An 18,725-nucleotide genomic window follows, 5' to 3' on the forward strand; every position below is an offset into this window, starting at 1 on the left:
ATCGTCGCCATGGCCGTGACCGGACCACCGCAGGCGCGGCGTAGCTCGTTGTGGATCGCGCCGTGTGGCTTGTTCGTCCGGTGGTGGTACATCGCGACGAGCGTGTTGAGCTCCTTGCGCAGGCTGTGCAGCCGTTCGCGCACCGAGACCTCCCGGCGCGGCGCCTGCGGCTCGGGCGTCGGCATCGACCCGGCCCGCGCACCCGACCGCGCACCGCGCGCCAACCATTCCCGCTGCCGCTGATTGAGCAGCGTGCGCACCTGCTCCGGCTCGAGCAACCCCGGCAGTCCCAGATAGTCCTCCTCGTCGGCGCTGAACGAGGTGCCCTCGTAGATGAGCTGGTCGAGCTCGGCGTCGGCGTGCAGCGCGGTGAAGGGCTTCTCCTCCTCCCCCGGCTCGTCCTGACGACGCTGCGCGGCGGCGAGCTCCTCGTCGTTCCAGCGCTCGTCGGCTCGCTGCGGCCTGCCGAGCACGTGGTCGCGCTCGACCTCCAGCTCGCTGGCCAGCCCCAGCAGCACCGGCACGCTCGGCAGGAAAACCGACGCGGTCTCCCCCGGCCGACGTGAGCGGACGAATCGGCCGATCGCCTGGGCGAAGAACAGCGGCGTCGACGCGCTCGTCGCGTACACCCCGACGGCCAGCCGCGGGACGTCGACCCCCTCGGACACCATCCGGACCGCGACCATCCACCGGTCATCCGAGTCGGCGAAGCGGGCGATCCGGTCCGAGGCGCCGCGCTCGTCGGACAGCACGACCACCGGCGGCGCGCCGGCCACCCGGTGGAGAATCTCCGCATACGCCCGCGCGGTCGCCTGGTCGGACGCGATGACGAGGCCACCCGCGTCGGGCATGCCGCCCGCCCGGTGCCCCGACAGCCGCCTGTCCGCGGCCTCGAGCACCGCGGGGATCCACTCGCCCCCCGGGTCCAGTGCGGTCCGCCACGCCCGCGCTGTTTGCTCCGCGGTCATCGGCTCGCCAAGCCGGGCGGTGACCTCCTCCCCCGCGCTGGTCCGCCAGCTCGACGTCCCGGAGTAGGCGAGGAACACCACCGGCCGGACGACGCCGTCGGCGAGCGCCTCGGCGTAGCCGTACGAATGGTCGGCACGGCTGCGCAGCGCCCCCTCGGCGTCGGCCTCGTACTCGACGAACGGGATCGGGTTGTCGTCACTGCGAAAGGGCGTCCCGGTGAGGGTGAGCCGACGGCTGGCCGGGTCGAACGCCTCCTGGACCGCGTCCCCCCAGGTCCGGGCGTCGCCCGCGTGATGCACCTCGTCCAGGATCACCAGTGTGCGCCGGGTCTCGGTACGCGCCCGGTGCAGCATCGGGTGGGCGGCCACGCCCGCGTAGGTCACCGCGATACCCGTGTAGTCCGACGACGTCGCACCCGCCGAGTTGCGGAACTCCGGGTCCAGGGCGATCCCGGCCTGCGCCGCCGCGCTCGCCCACTGGTACTTGAGGTGCTCGGTCGGCGTGACGACGGTCACCGCATGGACCGTCCGATCGGCCAGTAACTCGGCCGCCACCCGCAGCGCGAATGTGGTTTTCCCCGCACCCGGGGTCGCGACCGCCAGGAAGTCCCGCGGCCGCCTGGCCAGGTACCGGGCGAGCGCGCTGCGCTGCCAGGCCCGCAGGGGACGGTCGGCGACGGTGCTCGCGCTACTGTTCTCGGCGGCCTGCGACACACAACTCCCTGGTCGGACGGATACATCACTGAGTCCGGCCACGCGACGGCGCGGGGCTCGACGGGCTCCGCGCGGTCGACCCGGGGGGTCGGCACACAGGCCGTGGTCAGGGTAGCCGGACGGATCTTCCGGCGTGTCGTGACCCGGCCGCGGCGCAGCGGACCACCGGCGGTGGTCCATCCTGGAGAGGCGATGGCGACCGAGACGAGCCCGGACACGGCCGGCAGCCCGACCGCCGAGGGGCGGGCCGACGGGCTGTCCCCGCCGTGGCGCCGCAAGCGCGGCCTGCTGCGGGTCCTTCGGCGCACCGTGGTCAAGGCATGGGACGACGGCATCTTCTCGATGTCCGCCCAGACCGCGTTCTGGCAGGCCCTGTCGCTGCCACCGCTGTTGCTGGCGCTGCTCGGCTCACTCGGCTACGTGGGAGGCTGGTTCGGCCCGGCCACCGTGCAGATCGTCGAAGGCAAGATCATCCAGTTCTCGCGGCGGGTGTTCACCCCCGAGGTCGTCGACCAGATCATCGCGCCAACGGCGGCAAGCATCCTGACCAAGGGCCGTGCCGACGTCGTCTCGATTGGCTTTGTGATCTCGCTGTGGGCGGGATCCTCGGCGATCTCCGCGATCGTCGACTCGATCACCCAGGCGCACAACCAGAACGAGGTGCGACATCCGGTCTGGCAGCGCATCTTCTCCCTGCTGATCTACCTGTTCGCACTCGTCGTCGCGGTGTTCACGCTGCCGCTCGTGGCGCTGGGTCCCGATCTGCTGCCCCAGGTGCTCCCTGAGTCGTGGCGGCCGACGGCCGTCTCGATCGTCGACGCCTTCTACTACCCCGGTGTCGGGCTGCTGCTCGTGCTGGTGCTCACCACGCTGTACAAGGCCGCGCTGCCGCACAGCCTGCCGTGGCGGCGACTACTGCCCGGTGCACTCCTGGCCATGGTGGTGTTCATCGTCTCGACGACCGGGCTACGCATCTACATCGCCGTCATCACCAGCACCGGCTACACCTACGGGGCGCTGGCCACGCCCATCGCGTTCCTGCTGTTCGCGTTCCTGCTCGGGTTCTCGATCGTGCTCGGCGCGCAACTCAACAACGCGATCGAGGAGATCTGGCCTGCCCGGCCGACCCGGCGCCAGCGCCGCCTGCAGCGGCTGCTGTCGATGCGCCGGATCGCCGCCCGGCGTGCGGCGGCGCAGACCCTCCAGATGCCCCGCGAGGCCCCGCCCGCCCGCGTCACGCCGACGGGCGAGCCCCTGCTGACCGGCGCGGGCGACGATGGTCAGTGACGGGCCAGGGCCGTGCCGGTCGACCCTGGCACGGATGGCTCAGTCGCCGGGCGGCATCGACTCGTAGATCTTCTTGCAGTCGGGGCAGACCGGCGAGCCGGGCTTGGGCGACTTGGTGACCGGGAAGGTCTCTCCGCACAGCGCCACCACGAGGTTACCCATGACGGCGCTCTCGGCGATCTTCGCCTTCTTCACGTAGTGGAACATCGTGGGCTCGTCGTCACCCGTCGAATCCGTGCCCTCGGGGCGGGTGTCGACATCAGGCAGCGTCTGGGTAGCCATGTCGTCCATGATGCCGTACGTGCCCCGCTCCGTCCCCTCGCCCGTCACCTCGCCTGCCCTCGCTCCGGAGGTCGCCGCCGCGCTCGCCGAGGGCCGCGCACTGGTCGCGCTCGAGAGCACGCTGCTCGCCCACGGTCTCCCGGCACCGCTGAACAGATCCGCCGCGGACGCGCTGGAGGCCGCGGTCCGAGCGCATGGCGCTGTCCCGGCGACGATCGCGGTCCTGGATGGACAGCCCCGGGTCGGGCTCGATGCGACCCAGCTCGACCGGGTGTGCGCCGGCCACCTGGACAAGCTCTCGGTCCGTGACCTCGGGGCGGCCGTCGGGCTGGGCCGCAGCGGCGCGACCACCGTCGCGGCGACGGTCACCCTCGCCGCTGCGGCCGGTATCGAGGTGCTGGCCACCGGCGGGCTCGGCGGGGTGCATCGCGATGGCGGTACCAACCGCGGATCCTGGGACATCTCGGCCGATCTGCCCGCGCTGGCCCGCACCCCCGTCCTCGTGGTGTGTTCGGGGGTCAAGTCGGTCCTCGACGTCGCGGCGACCCTGGAGGTGCTGGAGACCGAGTCCGTTCCGGTGCTCGGCTACCGCACCGATGCGTTCCCCGGGTTCTACCGGCGCGACTCCGGTCATCCGGTGCCGTGCCGGGTCGACACCCCGGAGCAGGTGGCGGCGGTGTGGCGGGCGCACCGGGCGCTCGGGTCAGGCCTGGTGCTCGCCCAGCCCGTCCCCGCCGCATCCGAGCTCGACGGCGCGCTGCACGACCGGTTGCTGGCCGAGGGGCTCGCCCTGGTCGCCGAGCGCGGAGTCACCGGTAAGGACGTCACGCCGGCGCTGCTTCGGCATTTCCACACCGGTAGCGGCGGGGCAAGTCAAGCGGCGAACCTCGCGCTGGTCAGCGCCAATGCCGAACTCGCCGCGAAAGTCGCTCGTCAGCTCGCCCTGTGAGTGCGTAACAGTGTTAGAACACTGTTACGCACTCACAGGCCGCCCTCGACTGCGCCGTCGGGACGCGACTCCAGTTCGGGGCGGTGGCGGCGGAGGCGGCTCGGCCGCTCGGCCTTGCGCGGCAGCCGGTCGTTCGCGACGATCACCGCGATCCACGGCAGCGGGATCGACAGCACCAGCAGGGTCACCGCGAGCCACGGGATCTGGTAGAAGACCGCGGCCAGGATCATGAACGGTAGCCGCAGGCCCCACAGAATCTTGTACCGGTGCTTGCGGACCTCGATCTCCTCCTCGTGGGACATCGCCGCGTCCGTGATCAGGACTGCTTCAGGCTTTCGCTGCGGGTCGGACACGACCCCTCCTCGCTGACGCTTCTCGGCGTTGTGATCGACGGTGCCGCACCGGTCGGCCCTACCGGCGACGTACCGGACACCATCGTGTCACCCGCCGCCCCGTCGCGCAGGCTGGGTACCCGTCGCGGCGAGGATGGCGACGAGCTCGGCGGCGGTCCGCGGCCGACCGGGCAGGCCCAGGCCCTCGAGCAACAGGCGCACCGCGGGGGCCCAGGCAGGCCCGAGCCGCGCCGCGGCGAGCAGCACCGGATCGCCGAGTGCCTCCTCCACCCCGGCCACCTGGACCCGCCGCTCCGCCACCACCGCGACCTCGTCGGCCCATCGGTAGGCGAGGTCGACGTCGTGGGTGGACAGCACCAGCGTGGTCCCGGCCGCATGCAGCTCCGCGAGGGTCGTCATCAGTTCCTCGACGCCGGCGGGATCGAGGCCGGCGGTCGGCTCGTCGAGGATCAGCAGCCGCGGGCGCATCGCCACCGCACCGGCGATCGCCACCCGCTTGCGCTGGCCGAACGACAGTAGGTGGGTGGGGCGGTCGCCGAGGTCGGCGATGCCCAGCGCGTCGAGCGCGGCCGCGACCCGGGCGCGCACCTGCTCACCCGGCAACCCCAGGTTGACGGGCCCGAACGACACGTCCTGATACACGCTCGCGGCGAAGAGCTGGTCGTCGGGGTCCTGCAGGACGAGCTGGACCTGGCTGCGCAGGTCGGCGAGGCCCCGGCGGGTCCGCCGGATCGGGACGCCGTCGAGCAGCACCTGTCCGGCCGTCGGCGCGAGCGCACCGACCAGCAGGCGGAACAACGTGGTCTTGCCGCCCCCGTTCGGGCCGAGCACGGCGAGCCGCCGCCCGGCGTACAGGGCCAGGTCGGCTCCGTCGAGGACCAGCCGGTCGGGGTCGTAGCCGAAGCGCAGCCCGCGCGCGGCCAGCACCGGTGGGGTCACGCCACCACCCCGCGCAGCGCCAGCGTCGCGGCGACCACCGTGCCCAGCAGCACCGCGGAGCCCGCGACGAACGGGCGCGACACCGGTCGCTGTTCCACCTCGATCCGCAGCGATCCGGTGTACCCGCGCAGCGCCAGACCGGCCTCCAGCCGCCGCGCCCGGTCGAAGGCCCGCACGAAGATCGCGCCGCCCTGGCCGGCCAGCGACCGGTACGACGTCGCCCACGTCCGGAATCCGAGCCTGCTGGCCTGTGCCTCACGCACCGCGTGCACCGAGTCGAGCAGCAGGAACAGCATCCGGTACATCAGGGCCGCGACCTCGGTGACCGCCGCCGGCACGCCGAGCCGGGTGAGCCGGGGCAGGGTGTCCGCCAGCGGCGTCGTCGCGGCGAACAGCAGCAGGCTCAGCAGTGCCGCCGTCGCCCGCGCGGCCAACCCGAGCGCCATCGGCAGCCCACTGGGCTCGAACCGGATCCACGGTCTGCCCCCTACCGCGACCAGCAGCGGCAGCGAGCCGACCGCGACGAACCCCAGTGGCACCGACAGCACCCGCCACGCCTGCCGCGGCCGCACCCCGGCCGGACCGAGCAGCAGTGCACCCGCGACGACACCGACGATCAGCGCCCCCGGCCACGGCGGCAGTGCCACGGCGCAGGCGAGCAGCCCGAGCGACAGGAACGCCTTCTCCCCCGGGTGACGGGGCCGCCACCGGTTGGTGTAGGCGGCGGCGTCGAGCGGCAGCATCAGCTCTCGGCGGTCGTGTCGGACTCGCGACGCAGCCGCCGCTTGGTGCGTGCCACACCGAAGTAGTAGCCGAGGACCCCGGCGCCGATCGCGGCCTGCAACGCGAACAGCCCCGAGGTCACCTCCGCCGACGGCTCGAACAGCGCCGTGGCCCAGGGCCGGTAGTCCGGGTGGTCGGCGGCGATCCGCTGCGCGGCGAGTTCATCGGCGCCACCGAACTCACCGCCCACGACCATCAGCGGCACCGCGGCCAGCAGGATGACCCCGAGCACCAGCAGCCAGTTGACCAGCGTTGCGCGCGTCACGCCACGACCTTCTTCTCCGAGGCGGGCCGCAGCAGGCCGAGCCGAGTCAGTTCAGCCGGGCTGACCCTGGTCAGCAGCCGGACGATGAGCACCGTGAGCAGGCCCTCGCTGATGGCCAGCGGAATCTGGGTGATCGCGAAGATCGAGCCGAACTTCACCACCGCGCCCGGCACACCCGAGGTGAGGTCCGGGAATGCGAGTGCGAGCTGGATACTCGTGACGCAGTAGGTGGCCAGATCGCCCAGCGCCGCGGCGAGAAAGACCCCCACGGCGAGGCCGCCACCGAGCCGCCGGGTCAGCCGGTAGGTGCCGTAGGCGACCCATGGACCGACGATGGCCATGGAGAAGACGTTGGCGCCCAAAGTCGTCAGGCCGCCGTGTGCCAGCAGGGTGGCCTGGAAGAACAACACGATCGTGCCGAGCAAGGCCATCACCGGTGGCCGGAACAGCACCGCGCCCAGTCCGGTTCCGGTCGGATGGGAGCACGAGCCGGTGACCGACGGAATCTTCAGTGCGGACAGCACGAAGCTGAACGCCCCGGCGGCACCGAGCAACAGCTTCGACTCGGGATCGGTGCGGACCTGGCGGACCACCGCGCGGGCGCCGTGAACGACGAACGGCGCCGCGGCCACCGTCCACGCCACGGCGTGCAGCGGCGGCAGGTAGCCCTCGGCGATATGCATGGGTACTCCTCAGGTCCGCGACGATGTCGCCCGGCCCGGACCCTACGACGCACACCGCCCGGGATTCAAGAATGAACATCTCATCAGTTGTCCTCAGATGCGGGCGACGCGGGAGCGGTCAGGAGGACGCGAGGTGTTCCTCCGGAACATCGGAATGGTCCTCGGCATGATCGTCGACGGGCCCGTGGGCGTGCAGCCGCATCGGACGAACGACCTCGGCGGACACGACCTCGAGCAGGAGCTTCGCCAGCCCGCCCGCGATCCGGTAGCGCACCAGCCGGCCCTCGCGATGCGCGGTGACCATCCCGTGCGCGCGCAGCAGCCGCAGCGCATGCGAGACGGCGCTGTCGCTCATCCCCACGGCGACGGCCAGATCCGACACGCACAGATCACCGGCATGGTGCAGCGCGAGCAGGATGCTCAGCCGGTTGACCTCACCCAGCGCGTCCAGCACGGTCGCGGCCTGCTGCAACCGCTCCCCGTCGGCGAGCACGGCAGTGGCGTCGCACACCTGATCCGGGTCGATGACCCGGAGCCCGCGGCGTGTGGTCGGGACCCTGTGCACGACCATGATGTTATCTCTTCCGAACGGTGCTCCCGGCCGAGACCGACCCGGCCTTGGCGGCCTGCTTGTACTCGCGCACCCGAACGAGCGTGTCCGCATCGACGACATCGGCGACCGAGCGGTGCACGCCGTCCTCGCCGTAGTCACCCGCGGCCTCCCGCCAACCCGGCGGCGTGACCCCGCGCTGCTTACCCAGCAGCGCGGTGAAGATCTGCGACTTCTGGGTGCCGAACCCGGGCAGCGCGGCGATCCTGTGCACCAGCTGGTGGCCGCTGTCGACGGCAGCCCAGATCGCGGTGACGTCGCCGGCGTAACGATCGATCAGGGCCACGGCCAATGCCTGGACGCGCTGGGCCATCGACCTCGGGTAGCGGTGCAGCGCGGGCGGGGTGCGGAAGAGGTGGGCCAGGCCCTCGGGGTCGTATCCGGCGAGCTCATGTGCGTCGAGCTGATCGCGGCCGAGCCGGCGAGCGAGCTCGGCGGGCGCGGCGAAGGCGCGCTCCATCGGGACCTGCTGGTCGAGCAGCATTCCGATGAGCAGCGCCAGCGGGTCGCGGTCGAGCAGGGCGTCGGCGTCGGCGTCCTGGGCCAGGCAGAGGCTCACGATCGCGAGCCTATCGAGGCGCCCGGGACCATCCGCCCCCGATCAGGGAGGATGACACGGTGCTCCCCCGGTTGTCGTCCGGTCTCGCGCATCGACTGCGCGGCCTCTTTCTCGACCACGGCTACACGATCGGCGGCGTTCACGCGCTGCTCGGCTCGCAGGCGCATGCGGCGCTGAGCCGCGGCGAGCCCGAGGCCGCGTTCCGCGCCACCCGCGGCGGGGGCGAGCTCGGGGTGCTCGTCCGGCTCCTGCTGCTCGGCGGCGCGGAGCCGGAGCCCGCCGTCGCCGCGGCGCTGGGTCGCCCGTCCGACCTGGTGGCGGCCGGGCTGCTGCGGGAGACCGCAGACGGCCTGGTCGCCGCCCTGGACGTGCGCCCCTACGGTGAGGACGCGGGTGACGACAACGCGCCCGGCGGGGACGCATGGTGGGTGGTCTCCGATCTCGACGCCCCCTCCGCCCGGCAGGACCGCGACCACGTCACGGGCGTGGGCGGTGCGTCGCTGAGCCTTGCGACGGCAACCGTGCGCCGCCGCGTCGGCGGCGTGCTCGACCTCGGCACCGGATGCGGGGTGCAGGCGCTGCACGCCAGTCGGCACGCCGACGTCGTCGTGGCCACCGATATCGCGCCGCGGGCACTCGCGATGGCGGCCGCGACGTTCGCGCTCAGTGCGGTCGAGGTCGAACTGCTCGCAGGTCGGTGGCTGGAACCGGTCGCCGACCGCAAGTTCGACCAGATCGTGTCGAACCCGCCGTTCGTCCCGGGACCAGCACGCGTCGACTACGTCTACCGCGACTCCGGGCAGGCCGGAGACGCCGCGCTGGCCGTCCTGCTGGGCACGCTGTCGAGCAGGCTCGTCCCGGGCGGCATCGCCCAGCTGCTGGGGTCGTGGCTGCATGTGCGCGGACAGAGCTGGCCCGACCGGGTGCGCGACTGGCTTCCTCCCGGCTGCGACGCCTGGATCCTGCAGCGCGAGGTCGTCGACCCGGCGATGCACGTCGGCACCTGGCAGCGCGACGCGGGGCTCGACCTCGGCTCGCCGCAGGCCAGGGCGCTGGCGTCGGACTGGCTGGACTGGTTGGAACGCGAGCGGGTCGAGGCCATCGGGTTCGGTCACATCCTGCTGCGCCGCACCGACGCGACCCCGACCGTCGTGGTCGAGGACCTGCCCGGCGAGTTGGCCGACCCGCTCGGTGTCGAGGCCGCAGGCTGGTTGGACCGGGTGGAGTGGCTGCGCCTGCACCGCTCGGACGAGGCGCTGCTCGGGGCGCGCCTGGCCCTCACCCCGACCGCCGTGCTGGAGCGCTACAGCACCCCGGGCGGAGATACCGGCTGGGCCGACGCCGGCGCGACGCTCGTTCGTGGCGACGGACCGCGTTGGCGCCACGAGGTCGACGAGCCCGCCGCCGCGCTGCTGGCCGGCTGTCGCGGCGAGCTGCCGCTCTCGGAGCTGATCGCGCTGCTGTCGTTCGCCCTCGACCGGCCGTACGACGCCATGGTGGCCGCGACGCTGCCCGCCGTGCGCGAGTTCGTCCGGCACGGCGTACTGCTTCCCGTCGACGGGTGCGGCCCGGTGAGTGCGTGACCGTGCCGGGACACCGGCACGCACTCACCGGGGATCACGCGTCGACCTGCACGAGGCCCATCACCTCGGTGCGCCAGTCCTCGTACTGCTTCGCGCTCACCTGTTCGCCCGGTTCGACGACCGGCCGGGCCGTCGGATCCTCCCCGCCGCGGAGCGCGAAGCGGACGATCTCGAGATCGGTCCGGGCCCCGTTGACCACCGTCACGGCCACTCCGTACGGGGCGAGCTCGGCCCGCGTCGCATGGGCGAGAACGTGCAGCAGCGCAAGCCGCGAGCGCTCGTCATCCGGGAGGGCGCCGGACCTGGGCGTGTTCCCCGAGACCAGCACGACGGTCGTCGCCCTGGTCAGCACGGGCACCAACCGTTCGACCAGCGCGAACCGGCCGAGCAGACCCACTGACAGGAACGAGCGCACCCGCCCGACGAGGTTCTCTCCGGCGGGCTGCACGACCACCGGCAGCTGGACGTAGTAGTCGACACCGGCCTCGAGGTCGAGCGCGGCGAACTCGGCCACACTCGCCGCCGTGACGACCTCCAGGTTCTCGGCCGCCAGCCGCTCGGCCACCCGCTTGGCTCGTTCTCCCGACCCGCTCACCAATGCACGCGCCACATGCCAGACCCTAGCGCCGCGCGCCACAGCGGCTGGCACGACAACGGCCCCGCACGGTCCGGGAAACGGACGAGCGGGGCCGCGGGCCGCCGGCGAACGTCAGCTCTTGGCCTGCGCGGTCCGCGCCGCGCCGCCCTTGGCGCCGGTCCCGTCGGTGGCCGGTGCCGGCTTCTCGGTGGCGGTCGCCGTCCTCGGCGGGGCGTCGGCCTTCACCGTCTGGGCGGTGACCGACTCAGCAGCCCGTGCGGCCTGGTCGGTGACGGCCTCGACGGCGTCCGCGCTGGCGCTGAACAGGGTGTGCGCGAGCTGCCGCTGGCGGGCGAGGACCTTCTCCGCGAAGTCGAAGGTGCAGTCGACCATGGCATGCGCGTCCGGCAGCGACGGCTGGGTACCGGTCAGGTTGCCGGTGTAGGACTGCACGGTGTCGGCCCAGGCGTGCACGGCCGTGGTGACGGCTTCCTGGCTGCGCTTGGCGAGGCCGATGAACTGGTCGGTAGCCACGATCATCTACTCGTCCCTTCTGGCTCGGAGTGGGTGTCCGCTGCCAAAAGTATGCACCCGTGATAAGTATGTCAATCACGCCGGGTGTGACCCTGGTCGTTCGACGAAGCTGCGGTACACCCCGAGCAGTGCGGCCTTCTGATCCTCGGACAGCCGCGGATCGGCCCGGATGGCATCCTCCGTGGACCGTGGGACGCTCGCGGCCGTCTCCTCCCCGACGCTCGTGGCCGCGCCGTTGCCCTGCGTTCGCTCCGCTCCGACCCAGCCGGCCTGCTTGAGCAGTTGCTCGGTGGTCAGCTGAAGTGCGTCCGCGATCGAGTGCAGGACCTTCAGCGACGGCTGGTGCAGCCCACGCTCGATCTGCGAGAGATAGGCGTTGGACACGCTGGTCATCGAGGCCATTTCACGCAGCGACAGCTTCGCCATCTGTCGTTGCGCACGGATGAACCCGCCGAGGGCATTGACCTGGGCCGACCACATCTGGTCCGCCGCCCTGGCCGCCTCGTCCTCGGCTCGCGACTTGCTCATGCTGCGCCACCCTGACCCATGACCGGATTCTCCCGCCCTGCCCACCACGACGTCGCCCCGGGCTTGCGGCCCGTCGCGGCACCGACTCGCGGCGACCCGACAGCCAACCTCTACTCCCCGGTAACTTCCCCTATTGCTTGAGATACAAACCAAATCTACTGTCTGAACACCCGGACATCCAGCCAATCAGGCATGACCGACGATGAGGCGATCACATGACCAGAATCGTGGACTTTCCCGAGGAAACCGGGGCAGCTCCGCGCCTCGAGGCACGCGAGCCGCTTCATTTTCTGCTCGGCTATCACACCGCCAACGCCGCCCGCAGCATCACCGAGATCTCCCGCGCCGCGGCAGCCGCCTGGGTGGACGCGCTCACCCGGGCCGGCACGCCGCTCGACGCCGCGAGCCGCGGGGTTCGGTGGTGGACGGCAATGCTGGACCGCCGGTGCCCGACCTGGAACCTCGCCAACGAGATCGTGCTGCGCACCCCGTTCGCACACCTCCGCGACTTCACCGCCGACAACCACCGCAGCGACGCCGTGGTCCCCACCCTGGTGCTGCCGCCGCAGGCCGGCCACTCCTCCACCGTCGTCGACTTCTCGCCGCAGCAGAGTCAGCTCCGGGTCATCCGGGCGGCCGGGCTGACCCGGCTCTACGCCCTGGAGTGGCGACCGGCGACGTCCGCCACCCGGCACATCACCATCACCGACTATCTCGAGGTCATCGATCGATCGGTGGACCGGATGGGCGGTCGGGCGAATCTCATCGGCGACTGTCAGGGTGGCTGGCTCGCCGCGATCTATGCCGCGCTGTACCCCCATCGGGTGCACACCCTGACCCTCGCAGGCGCTCCGATCGACTTCCACGCGGGCGACTCCGTCATCGCCGCCTCGACGATTGCGCTCACCCGCGCATTCGGGCTGGCGCCCTATCGGGCGCTGGTCGGGCTCGGCGGGGGCAACATGCCCGGCCGCGCGGTGCTGGGCAGCTTCATCCACATCCAGCCCCATACCGAGCTGGCCCGGCAGCTGCAGCTGCTGGAGAACATCGAGGACCCGGCCCACGTCGAGCGCTACCGCCACTTCGAGGACTGGTTCAAGTACACCCAGGACATCCCGGGCGCGTTCTATCTGTGGCTGGTCGAGCAGCTCTTCTGGCGCAACCGGCTCATCTCCGGCGACCTCGTCGTCGACGGACACCGGGCCGACCTCGCCGCGATCACCTGTCCGCTGTTCCTGCTGGCCGGCGAGACCGACCACATCACGCCGCCGCCGCAGGTGTTCGCCGCCGCCGAGGCCGTCCGCACCCCGCGCGAACAGATCCTGCTGCGTACCGCGAACGGTGGACACCTCGGGCTGTTCATGGGACGCGACGCGCTGGCGCACGACTGGCCGCCGATGCTTGCGGCGATCCACCGGATGTCCCTGCCCTGAGGCGGGGGTGACGAGTTCCACGGCATTACGTCGAGCGGATGAGCCGGGAACGGGAACGTTTCCCCGCCGGTGCACGTTCATTCGGGTGAGAGCCCGGACCGTGCTCGCTACCGCGTTCCGTCCGGTCGCGCAGGGGGAGGAACCAGATGACAGCGCCGAAGACCATTCCCGGACAGCGCAACGCGCTCGACAACGCACCGGCCGCCGAGCTGTCCGCGGAGGACCTCGACGCCCAGAGCCCGGCCGCCGATCTCGTCCGCGTGTACCTCAACGGTATCGGAAAGACACCGCTGCTGACCGCCGCCCAGGAGGTCGAGCTGGCCAAGCGGATCGAGGCCGGCGTGTTCGCCAAGCACGTGCTGGACCGCGCGGCCGAGAACGACACCGAGCTCGACTCCGAGTACGCCGCCGACCTGCGCGCCATCGCCCGCGACGGGGAGCGGGCCCGCAACCACCTGCTGGAGGCCAATCTGCGCCTCGTGGTGAGCCTGGCCAAACGCTACACGGGCCGCGGGATGCCGCTGCTGGACCTCATCCAGGAGGGCAACCTGGGGCTGATCCGCGCCGTGGAGAAGTTCGACTACGCCAAGGGTTTCAAGTTCTCCACCTACGCCACGTGGTGGATCCGCCAGGCCATCACCCGGGGCATGGCCGACCAGGCCCGCACGATCCGGTTGCCGGTGCACCTGGTCGAGCAGGTCAACAAGCTGGCCAGGATCAAGCGAGACCTGCACCAGCGCCTCGGCCGCGAGGCCACCCACGAGGAGCTGGCCGCGGAGTCGGGCCTGGCGGTGGAGAAGATCGCCGACCTGCTGGATCACGCTCGCGACCCGGTGAGCCTCGACATGCCGGTGGGCTCGGAGGAGGAGGCCCCGCTCGGTGACTTCATCGAGGACAGCGAGGCCACCGACGCGGAGAACACGGTCATCTCCCACCTGCTGCACGACGACCTGCGGCGAGTGCTGTCCACGCTGGACGAGCGCGAGCAGAACGTGATTCGGCTGCGCTACGGCCTGGACGACGGCCAGCCGCGCACGCTCGACCAGATCGGTCGCACGTTCGGGCTTTCCCGCGAGCGGGTCCGGCAGATCGAGCGCGAGGTCATGGCCAAGCTGCGGATCGGCGAACGCGCCGACCGGCTGCGCGCCTACGCCAGCTGAGCCGGTCTGCGTCGGCCGAGCGGGAGCGCGCTCAGCCGGGGTTCCCGAGCCGCGCCGACACCTCCCGGGCGGCGTCGACAACGTCGTGGGCGACCGCCTCGATCAGCTGCGGGGACATCCGGAACCGCGGTGCGGACAGCAGCACCGCGGCCACCTGCTCGCCACGGTGGTCGCGGACGCCCGCGGCGATACCCACCTCCTCGATCGAGGTGCGGCCGTTGTTGACCGCATACCCCTGGACCCGAACCTCGTCCAGGCCGCGCAGGACCCCTTCGATGGCCTGCTCGTCGCCGGCGCCGCCGCGAAGGCCCCGCTCGATGAGCTGACGCACCTCGCCCGGCGGTAACCCGGCGAGGAAGACCTGTACCGAGGCGCTCTCGTAGGTGTCGTAGCGGGTCCCGATCGCCGCGGTGTGCTTGACCTGCTGAGGACTGGCCACCTGCTCCACGACCACGGCCTCGTGGCCGTTCCACACCATCAGCGCGGAGGTCTCCCGGCTGCGCCGGGTCAGCCGCTCCAGCGCGGGACTCGCGGCCCGGCGCACATCGAGGTCCGCCAGCAGCGGACCGGCGAGTGTCAACAGTCCGAGCCCGAGCCGGAAACGGCCGCTCGCAGAGTCGCGCTCGACATACCCGGCGTGTTCGAGGGTGGCCAGGATCCGCGACACGCTGCTCTTGTGCATGTCGACCTTGCGAGCGATCTCGGTGACGCCGAGGACCGGCTCCTCGATCGAGAACGCCGCCATCACGCGCAGGCCGTTGAGCAGGACCGATGTGGAGTTGCGGACCGTCGCAGGCTCGCGGCGATCGGCGTCGCCGGTCATGGCCACGCCTCCTTTCAACCGTTCGGCCGAGCCTACAAGTGGACCGGACCGGCCGTACCCGGATGAGGAGCACGACCGGCCCGGTCATGACGCCCTGTGAGTGCGTAACAGTGTTAGAACACTGTTACGCACTCACAGGATGTTGTGGTCAGGGCCGAAGGGAAACCCGGTGATGTTCTCGGCACCGTCGTCGCCGACGACCAGGATGTCGTGCTCGCGGTAGCCGCCCGCGCCCGGACGACCCTCCGGGATCATGATCATCGGCTCCATCGAGACGACCATCCCGGGCTCGAGCACGGTGTCGATGTCCTCCCGCAGCTCGAGGCCGGCCTCCCGGCCGTAGTAATGCGACAGCACGCCGAAGGAATGGCCGTATCCGAAGGTCCGGTTCGGCAGCAACCCGTGGGCGTCGTAGATCTCGTTGAGCTCGGCGGCGATGTCCTTGCACACCGCGCCGGGACGGATCAGTTCCAGTCCCCGGCGGTGCACCTCGACGTTGATCTCCCAGTACCGCAGGTGCTCAGCGGACGGCTGCCCGTAGAACAGCGTTCGCTCCAGCGCGGTGTAGTACCCGGCGATCATCGGGAAGCAGTTGAGCGACAGGATGTCCCCGCGCTGGACCGGCCGTGACGTGGGCCAGTTGTGGGCGCCGTCGGTGTTGATCCCGGACTGGAACCAGACCCAGGTGTCGCGCAGCTCCGCGTCGGGGAAGGTGCGGGCGATCTCGCGGACCATCGCCTGGGTTCCGGCCAGCGCCACCTCGTACTCGGGAACGCCCTCGCGCACGGCGGCGACCACGGCCGCGCCGCCGAGGTCGGCGATCCGGGCACCGTGCCTGATCAGCTCGATCTCCTCGGCGGACTTGACCATCCGCTGCCGCATGACCGGCTGCGAGATGTCGACCAGTTCGAGGCCGCCGACCACATCGGCGACCTGTGCACGCAGCAGGCCCGGTATGTGGTCGTCCTCCACGCCGAGCCGGCCGCGGCGTACTCCGGCTCGTTCGAGCACCGTGGCGATCGCGTGCAGATAGTTGTCGCGCCGCCAGTCGGTGTAGACGATGTTGTCGCCGAAGCTGCGCCGCCAGGGCTGGCCCGCGTCGATATTGGCCGAAATGGTGACGTGGTCGTCTTCGGTGACCACGAGGCCATAGGGCCTGCCGAACGCGGTGTACAGGAAGTCGCTGTAGTAGTTGATGTTGTGATAGCTGGTGAACAGCACCGCGCCGATGCCTGCCTCGGCCATGTGTTTGCGCAGCAGAGTGACCCGCCGCTCCATCTCCAGGTCGGAGAACGTCGGGGCGACTTTGGAGCCGTTGTGGATGTCCTTGAGGCGTTCGAGATCCATTTCTCCACTCTCGGTCGAAGGGTCGGACCACTCAGGTCAGCGGCTTACCGGCGGTCTCCGGGCTGGCGAGCATCGCCACGAGGGTCACCACCGCGGCCACGGTGAGGTAGAAGGCGGGCGCCAGGTTGCTCCCGGTCGTCGAGATCAGCAGTGTGGCGATGAACGGTGCGGTTCCGCCGAACAGGGCGTTCGCGGTGTTGAAGCTGAATGCGAACCCGGTGTAGCGCACGCGGGTCGGGAAGCACTCGGTGAGGTAGCAGGCGAGGGTGCCGTCATTGAGGGTCAGGAACGCGCCCAGCAGGACCTGGACCACCACGATCGCCGCGAACGTCGCGGTATCGAGAACGGCGAACAGCGGCACGGCTCCGACGATGAACAGCAGCGCCCCCGCGATCAGCACCCTCTTGCGGCCGAAGCGGTCGGACAGCGCCGCCGCACCGAAGATGAACCCGATGTAGGTGACGAGCGCAATCGTCGTCGCGAGGAACGAGCGAGCCTGGTCCAGACCGACCTGCTCGGACAGGTAGGTCGGCATGTAGCTGAGGATCGTGTAGAAGCCGACCGCATTGAGCAGGGTCGCCGCGAACGCCAGGACGATCGCCTTCCGGTTGTGCAGCAGGGTCTCCTTCACCGGCGATGCGGCGACGTGCTTGGTCTGCTCCAGATTCTGGAACAGCGGGGTGTCCTCCAGCCGGTTGCGGATGTACCAGCCGATGAACCCGAGCGGCAGCGCGAGCAGGAACGGCAGCCGCCAGCCCCAGCTCGCCATCTGCTCGTGGGACAGCACGGTCGTGAGTACCGTGATGAGCAACGACCCGAACAGCAGGCCGGCCGCGGTGCTTGCCGGCACGACGCTCGTCTGCAGCCCGCGCCGGCGCGCCGGGGCGTACTCGGCAAGGAAGGCCGCCGCACCGGCGTACTCACCGGCCGCCGAGAACCCCTGCACGAGCCGGACGAGCAACAGCAGGACCGGGGCCAGGTATCCGACCTGGTGGTAGGTCGGCAACAGCGCGATGGCGAACGTCGAGACCGACATGATCAGGATCGACAGCGAGAGCGCCTGCTTGCGGCCCAGCCGGTCGCCGAAGCGGCCCCACACGATGCCGCCGAGCGGCCGGACGATGAACGAGACGGCGAAGACTCCGAAGGTGGCCAGCAGGCCGGTAGCGGGATCCGTCGCCGGGAAGAACGCGGCGGCGATCGTCACGGCGAGGTAGCCATAGCTGGCGTAGTCGAACCACTCGACGAAGTTGCCCGCGAAGGCGGCGCCGATGACTCGCCGGCGCAGTCGCGGATCGACGGCCGAGGGTTCGATGGGCGGTGCCGGGGACGGAGACTCCGCTGAGACCTGTTTGGACATGACCCTCACCTGTTCTTGAGGAGAATGGGTTGCCGCATACCGAATCCGGGGTACAGGTCGCGGCAGAGCTGATGGGCCGGATGGCCGCCGAGGAACCCGAGGGGCGCACGGCTGAATGGTGTTGTGATCCACACAACTAAGTTGCGCAGAGAGCAACGTAGAGCCTCACAATCGGCCCGTCAACCCTCAGATAGCGGCAAATATCGCCTCAGCTACTGCAACAGAGTTGCTATTAAAGCAACACTGGTCGCCGACGCGTCGGCTCAGAGTAGGGCCCGGATGGCTCGCTCGAAGCCCACCACGTGCCGCAACGCCAACTCGGCGGCCTTCTCCTGCGCCCCCTCGACGATCGCGCGCAACAGGTCGGCGTGCTCGCCGACGTGGCCACCGATCGCCGGCAGCCGATCGAGGAACAGGCCCCAGATCCGGGTCGCGAGGTTGTCCTGGCGGACCAGGATGTCCTCCAGATGCGGGTTCCCGGTGGCCCGGTAGATCTCCCGATGCACCTGAAGGTCGCGGCGAAGCAGGTCGCGGGGCGTCACCGTCGTGGCCCGGGGGCCGTCCGGGACCAGGGCGGCGATCTCGTCGGCCAATGCCGCGAGCTCCTCGCGCGCGGCGGCGGAGGCGTTGCGCGCGGCCCGCGCCGCAGCGAGCGGTTCGAGCTGCTCCCGGATCTCGGAGATGTGGGCCAGGTCGGTGATGTCGACGGCGGTCGCGAACGTGCCGCGCCGCGGGTAGGCCACCACCAGGCGGTCACCCTCCAGCCGCTTCAGCGCCTCCCGGACGGGCGTGCGTCCGGTCCCCAGCTCGCTCGCCAGCTGGTCGTCGTTGATCGGCTCACCCGGCCGGATGTCGAGCATGACCAGCCGGTCACGGATCACGGCGTAGGCGCGGTCGGCCAGCGATCCCGGCATCGCTCCGGAGCTGGGCAGCTGCGGGACTGCGCTCACCTGAATCTCCTCGACCTCCGGCGGCCCTTGACCGCGCT

21 protein-coding genes are annotated in these 18,725 nt (G+C 70.9%); 5 read left to right on the forward strand and 16 right to left on the reverse strand.

The genetic code is table 11. The features are described 5' to 3' along the window. On the reverse strand, positions 1–1,682 hold a 1,682-nt coding region (locus ACFQE5_RS11160), incomplete at its 3' end, for a DEAD/DEAH box helicase (protein ID WP_379584790.1). Positions 1,683–1,874: 192 nt separating this feature from the next. On the opposite strand from ACFQE5_RS11160, the gene ACFQE5_RS11165 reads away from it, so the two are divergent. Then, on the forward strand, positions 1,875–2,969 hold the full coding sequence (locus ACFQE5_RS11165) for a YihY/virulence factor BrkB family protein (RefSeq protein ID WP_379584791.1): 1,095 nt from the start codon (positions 1,875–1,877) through the stop codon (positions 2,967–2,969). A 39-nt stretch (positions 2,970–3,008) separates the two neighbouring features. On the opposite strand, the gene ACFQE5_RS11170 is transcribed toward ACFQE5_RS11165, so the two are convergent. After that, entirely contained in the window at positions 3,009–3,251 is a 243-nt protein-coding gene (locus tag ACFQE5_RS11170) for a DUF3039 domain-containing protein (RefSeq protein ID WP_379584792.1), read from the reverse strand. Between the two features lie 10 nt (positions 3,252–3,261). On the opposite strand from ACFQE5_RS11170, the gene ACFQE5_RS11175 reads away from it, so the two are divergent. Further along, a complete protein-coding gene (locus ACFQE5_RS11175; RefSeq protein ID WP_379585061.1) occupies positions 3,262–4,200 on the forward strand; it encodes a pseudouridine-5'-phosphate glycosidase in 939 nt (312 codons plus the stop codon). 32 nt (positions 4,201–4,232) lie between these two features. Here the strand turns inward: ACFQE5_RS11175 and ACFQE5_RS11180 are convergent, their stop codons facing one another. From ACFQE5_RS11180 to ACFQE5_RS11210, 7 genes are all read right to left on the reverse strand, one after another. Beyond that, the gene (locus tag ACFQE5_RS11180; RefSeq protein WP_379584793.1) at positions 4,233–4,553 is read right to left on the reverse strand and encodes a DUF3099 domain-containing protein; all 321 of its coding nucleotides are present in this window, start codon (positions 4,551–4,553) and stop codon (positions 4,233–4,235) included. 87 nt (positions 4,554–4,640) lie between these two features. Beyond that, positions 4,641–5,492, reverse strand: coding sequence for an energy-coupling factor ABC transporter ATP-binding protein (locus ACFQE5_RS11185; RefSeq protein ID WP_379584794.1), 852 nt, complete (start codon positions 5,490–5,492; stop codon positions 4,641–4,643). Then, positions 5,489–6,235 (reverse strand): cobalt ECF transporter T component CbiQ, encoded by a 747-nt coding sequence (cbiQ, locus tag ACFQE5_RS11190; RefSeq protein ID WP_379584795.1) that lies wholly within the window; start codon positions 6,233–6,235, stop codon positions 5,489–5,491. The genes ACFQE5_RS11185 and cbiQ overlap by 4 nt, the downstream gene beginning before the upstream one ends. After that, positions 6,235–6,540, reverse strand: coding sequence for an energy-coupling factor ABC transporter substrate-binding protein (locus ACFQE5_RS11195; RefSeq protein WP_379584796.1), 306 nt, complete (start codon positions 6,538–6,540; stop codon positions 6,235–6,237). The genes cbiQ and ACFQE5_RS11195 overlap by 1 nt, the downstream gene beginning before the upstream one ends. Then, positions 6,537–7,223, reverse strand: a complete 687-nt coding sequence (locus ACFQE5_RS11200; protein ID WP_379584797.1) for an energy-coupling factor ABC transporter permease — start codon at positions 7,221–7,223, stop codon at positions 6,537–6,539. The genes ACFQE5_RS11195 and ACFQE5_RS11200 overlap by 4 nt, the downstream gene beginning before the upstream one ends. Before the next feature lie 118 nt (positions 7,224–7,341). Beyond that, entirely contained in the window at positions 7,342–7,794 is a 453-nt protein-coding gene (locus ACFQE5_RS11205) for an ArsR/SmtB family transcription factor (protein WP_379584798.1), read from the reverse strand. A gap of 4 nt (positions 7,795–7,798) precedes the next feature. Beyond that, positions 7,799–8,392 (reverse strand): HhH-GPD-type base excision DNA repair protein, encoded by a 594-nt coding sequence (locus tag ACFQE5_RS11210; RefSeq protein ID WP_379584799.1) that lies wholly within the window; start codon positions 8,390–8,392, stop codon positions 7,799–7,801. Between the two features lie 59 nt (positions 8,393–8,451). Here ACFQE5_RS11210 and ACFQE5_RS11215 point away from each other — a divergent pair, with 59 nt between their 5' ends. After that, positions 8,452–9,975: a DUF7782 domain-containing protein gene (locus ACFQE5_RS11215; protein ID WP_379584800.1), complete on the forward strand. Its 1,524-nt coding sequence runs from the start codon at positions 8,452–8,454 to the stop codon at positions 9,973–9,975. A 34-nt stretch (positions 9,976–10,009) separates the two neighbouring features. Here the strand turns inward: ACFQE5_RS11215 and ACFQE5_RS11220 are convergent, their stop codons facing one another. From ACFQE5_RS11220 to ACFQE5_RS11230, 3 genes are all read right to left on the reverse strand, one after another. Further along, positions 10,010–10,585 (reverse strand): hypothetical protein, encoded by a 576-nt coding sequence (locus ACFQE5_RS11220; protein WP_379584801.1) that lies wholly within the window; start codon positions 10,583–10,585, stop codon positions 10,010–10,012. Positions 10,586–10,684: 99 nt separating this feature from the next. Then, the gene (locus ACFQE5_RS11225; protein WP_379584802.1) at positions 10,685–11,092 is read right to left on the reverse strand and encodes a hypothetical protein; all 408 of its coding nucleotides are present in this window, start codon (positions 11,090–11,092) and stop codon (positions 10,685–10,687) included. Positions 11,093–11,161: 69 nt separating this feature from the next. Then, positions 11,162–11,614, reverse strand: a complete 453-nt coding sequence (locus ACFQE5_RS11230) for a helix-turn-helix domain-containing protein (RefSeq protein ID WP_379584803.1) — start codon at positions 11,612–11,614, stop codon at positions 11,162–11,164. A 215-nt stretch (positions 11,615–11,829) separates the two neighbouring features. Here ACFQE5_RS11230 and ACFQE5_RS11235 point away from each other — a divergent pair, with 215 nt between their 5' ends. Together ACFQE5_RS11235 and ACFQE5_RS11240 are read left to right on the forward strand one after the other, a co-directional pair. Next, positions 11,830–13,047: an alpha/beta fold hydrolase gene (locus tag ACFQE5_RS11235; RefSeq protein ID WP_379584804.1), complete on the forward strand. Its 1,218-nt coding sequence runs from the start codon at positions 11,830–11,832 to the stop codon at positions 13,045–13,047. A 146-nt stretch (positions 13,048–13,193) separates the two neighbouring features. Further along, a complete protein-coding gene (locus ACFQE5_RS11240) occupies positions 13,194–14,207 on the forward strand; it encodes a sigma-70 family RNA polymerase sigma factor (RefSeq protein WP_379584805.1) in 1,014 nt (337 codons plus the stop codon). 31 nt (positions 14,208–14,238) lie between these two features. Here the strand turns inward: ACFQE5_RS11240 and ACFQE5_RS11245 are convergent, their stop codons facing one another. The 4 genes from ACFQE5_RS11245 to ACFQE5_RS11260 form a co-directional block, all read right to left on the reverse strand. Further along, positions 14,239–15,030 carry an IclR family transcriptional regulator gene (locus ACFQE5_RS11245; RefSeq protein WP_379584806.1) on the reverse strand — a complete coding sequence of 264 codons (792 nt, stop codon included), beginning with the start codon at positions 15,028–15,030 and terminating at the stop codon, positions 14,239–14,241. A 132-nt stretch (positions 15,031–15,162) separates the two neighbouring features. After that, positions 15,163–16,377 carry a M24 family metallopeptidase gene (locus tag ACFQE5_RS11250; protein WP_379584807.1) on the reverse strand — a complete coding sequence of 405 codons (1,215 nt, stop codon included), beginning with the start codon at positions 16,375–16,377 and terminating at the stop codon, positions 15,163–15,165. 31 nt (positions 16,378–16,408) lie between these two features. After that, on the reverse strand, positions 16,409–17,737 hold the full coding sequence (locus ACFQE5_RS11255) for an MFS transporter (protein WP_379584808.1): 1,329 nt from the start codon (positions 17,735–17,737) through the stop codon (positions 16,409–16,411). A gap of 263 nt (positions 17,738–18,000) precedes the next feature. Beyond that, positions 18,001–18,651 carry a GntR family transcriptional regulator gene (locus ACFQE5_RS11260; protein ID WP_379585062.1) on the reverse strand — a complete coding sequence of 217 codons (651 nt, stop codon included), beginning with the start codon at positions 18,649–18,651 and terminating at the stop codon, positions 18,001–18,003. Positions 18,652–18,725: the final 74 nt, after the last annotated feature.

Origin of the sequence: Pseudonocardia hispaniensis, from assembly GCF_042658695.1 — a bacterium.
Taxonomy (GTDB): Bacteria; Actinomycetota; Actinomycetes; order Mycobacteriales; family Pseudonocardiaceae; genus Pseudonocardia; species Pseudonocardia hispaniensis.

Excerpts from the sequence above, each read along its gene's own strand:
- ACFQE5_RS11165 (WP_379584791.1), top strand. The coding sequence starts at position 1,875 with ATGGCGACCGAGACGAGCCCGGACACGGCCGGCAGCCCGACCGCCGAG.
- ACFQE5_RS11170 (WP_379584792.1), bottom strand. The coding sequence starts at position 3,251 with ATGGCTACCCAGACGCTGCCTGATGTCGACACCCGCCCCGAGGGCACG.
- ACFQE5_RS11175 (WP_379585061.1), top strand. The coding sequence starts at position 3,262 with ATGCCGTACGTGCCCCGCTCCGTCCCCTCGCCCGTCACCTCGCCTGCC.
- cbiQ (WP_379584795.1), bottom strand. The coding sequence starts at position 6,235 with ATGCTGCCGCTCGACGCCGCCGCCTACACCAACCGGTGGCGGCCCCGT.
- ACFQE5_RS11200 (WP_379584797.1), bottom strand. The coding sequence starts at position 7,223 with ATGCATATCGCCGAGGGCTACCTGCCGCCGCTGCACGCCGTGGCGTGG.
- ACFQE5_RS11205 (WP_379584798.1), bottom strand. The coding sequence starts at position 7,794 with ATGGTCGTGCACAGGGTCCCGACCACACGCCGCGGGCTCCGGGTCATC.
- ACFQE5_RS11225 (WP_379584802.1), bottom strand. The coding sequence starts at position 11,092 with ATGATCGTGGCTACCGACCAGTTCATCGGCCTCGCCAAGCGCAGCCAG.
- ACFQE5_RS11230 (WP_379584803.1), bottom strand. The coding sequence starts at position 11,614 with ATGAGCAAGTCGCGAGCCGAGGACGAGGCGGCCAGGGCGGCGGACCAG.
- ACFQE5_RS11235 (WP_379584804.1), top strand. The coding sequence starts at position 11,830 with ATGACCAGAATCGTGGACTTTCCCGAGGAAACCGGGGCAGCTCCGCGC.
- ACFQE5_RS11240 (WP_379584805.1), top strand. The coding sequence starts at position 13,194 with ATGACAGCGCCGAAGACCATTCCCGGACAGCGCAACGCGCTCGACAAC.
- ACFQE5_RS11245 (WP_379584806.1), bottom strand. The coding sequence starts at position 15,030 with ATGACCGGCGACGCCGATCGCCGCGAGCCTGCGACGGTCCGCAACTCC.
- ACFQE5_RS11250 (WP_379584807.1), bottom strand. The coding sequence starts at position 16,377 with ATGGATCTCGAACGCCTCAAGGACATCCACAACGGCTCCAAAGTCGCC.
- ACFQE5_RS11255 (WP_379584808.1), bottom strand. The coding sequence starts at position 17,737 with ATGTCCAAACAGGTCTCAGCGGAGTCTCCGTCCCCGGCACCGCCCATC.
- ACFQE5_RS11260 (WP_379585062.1), bottom strand. The coding sequence starts at position 18,651 with ATGCCGGGATCGCTGGCCGACCGCGCCTACGCCGTGATCCGTGACCGG.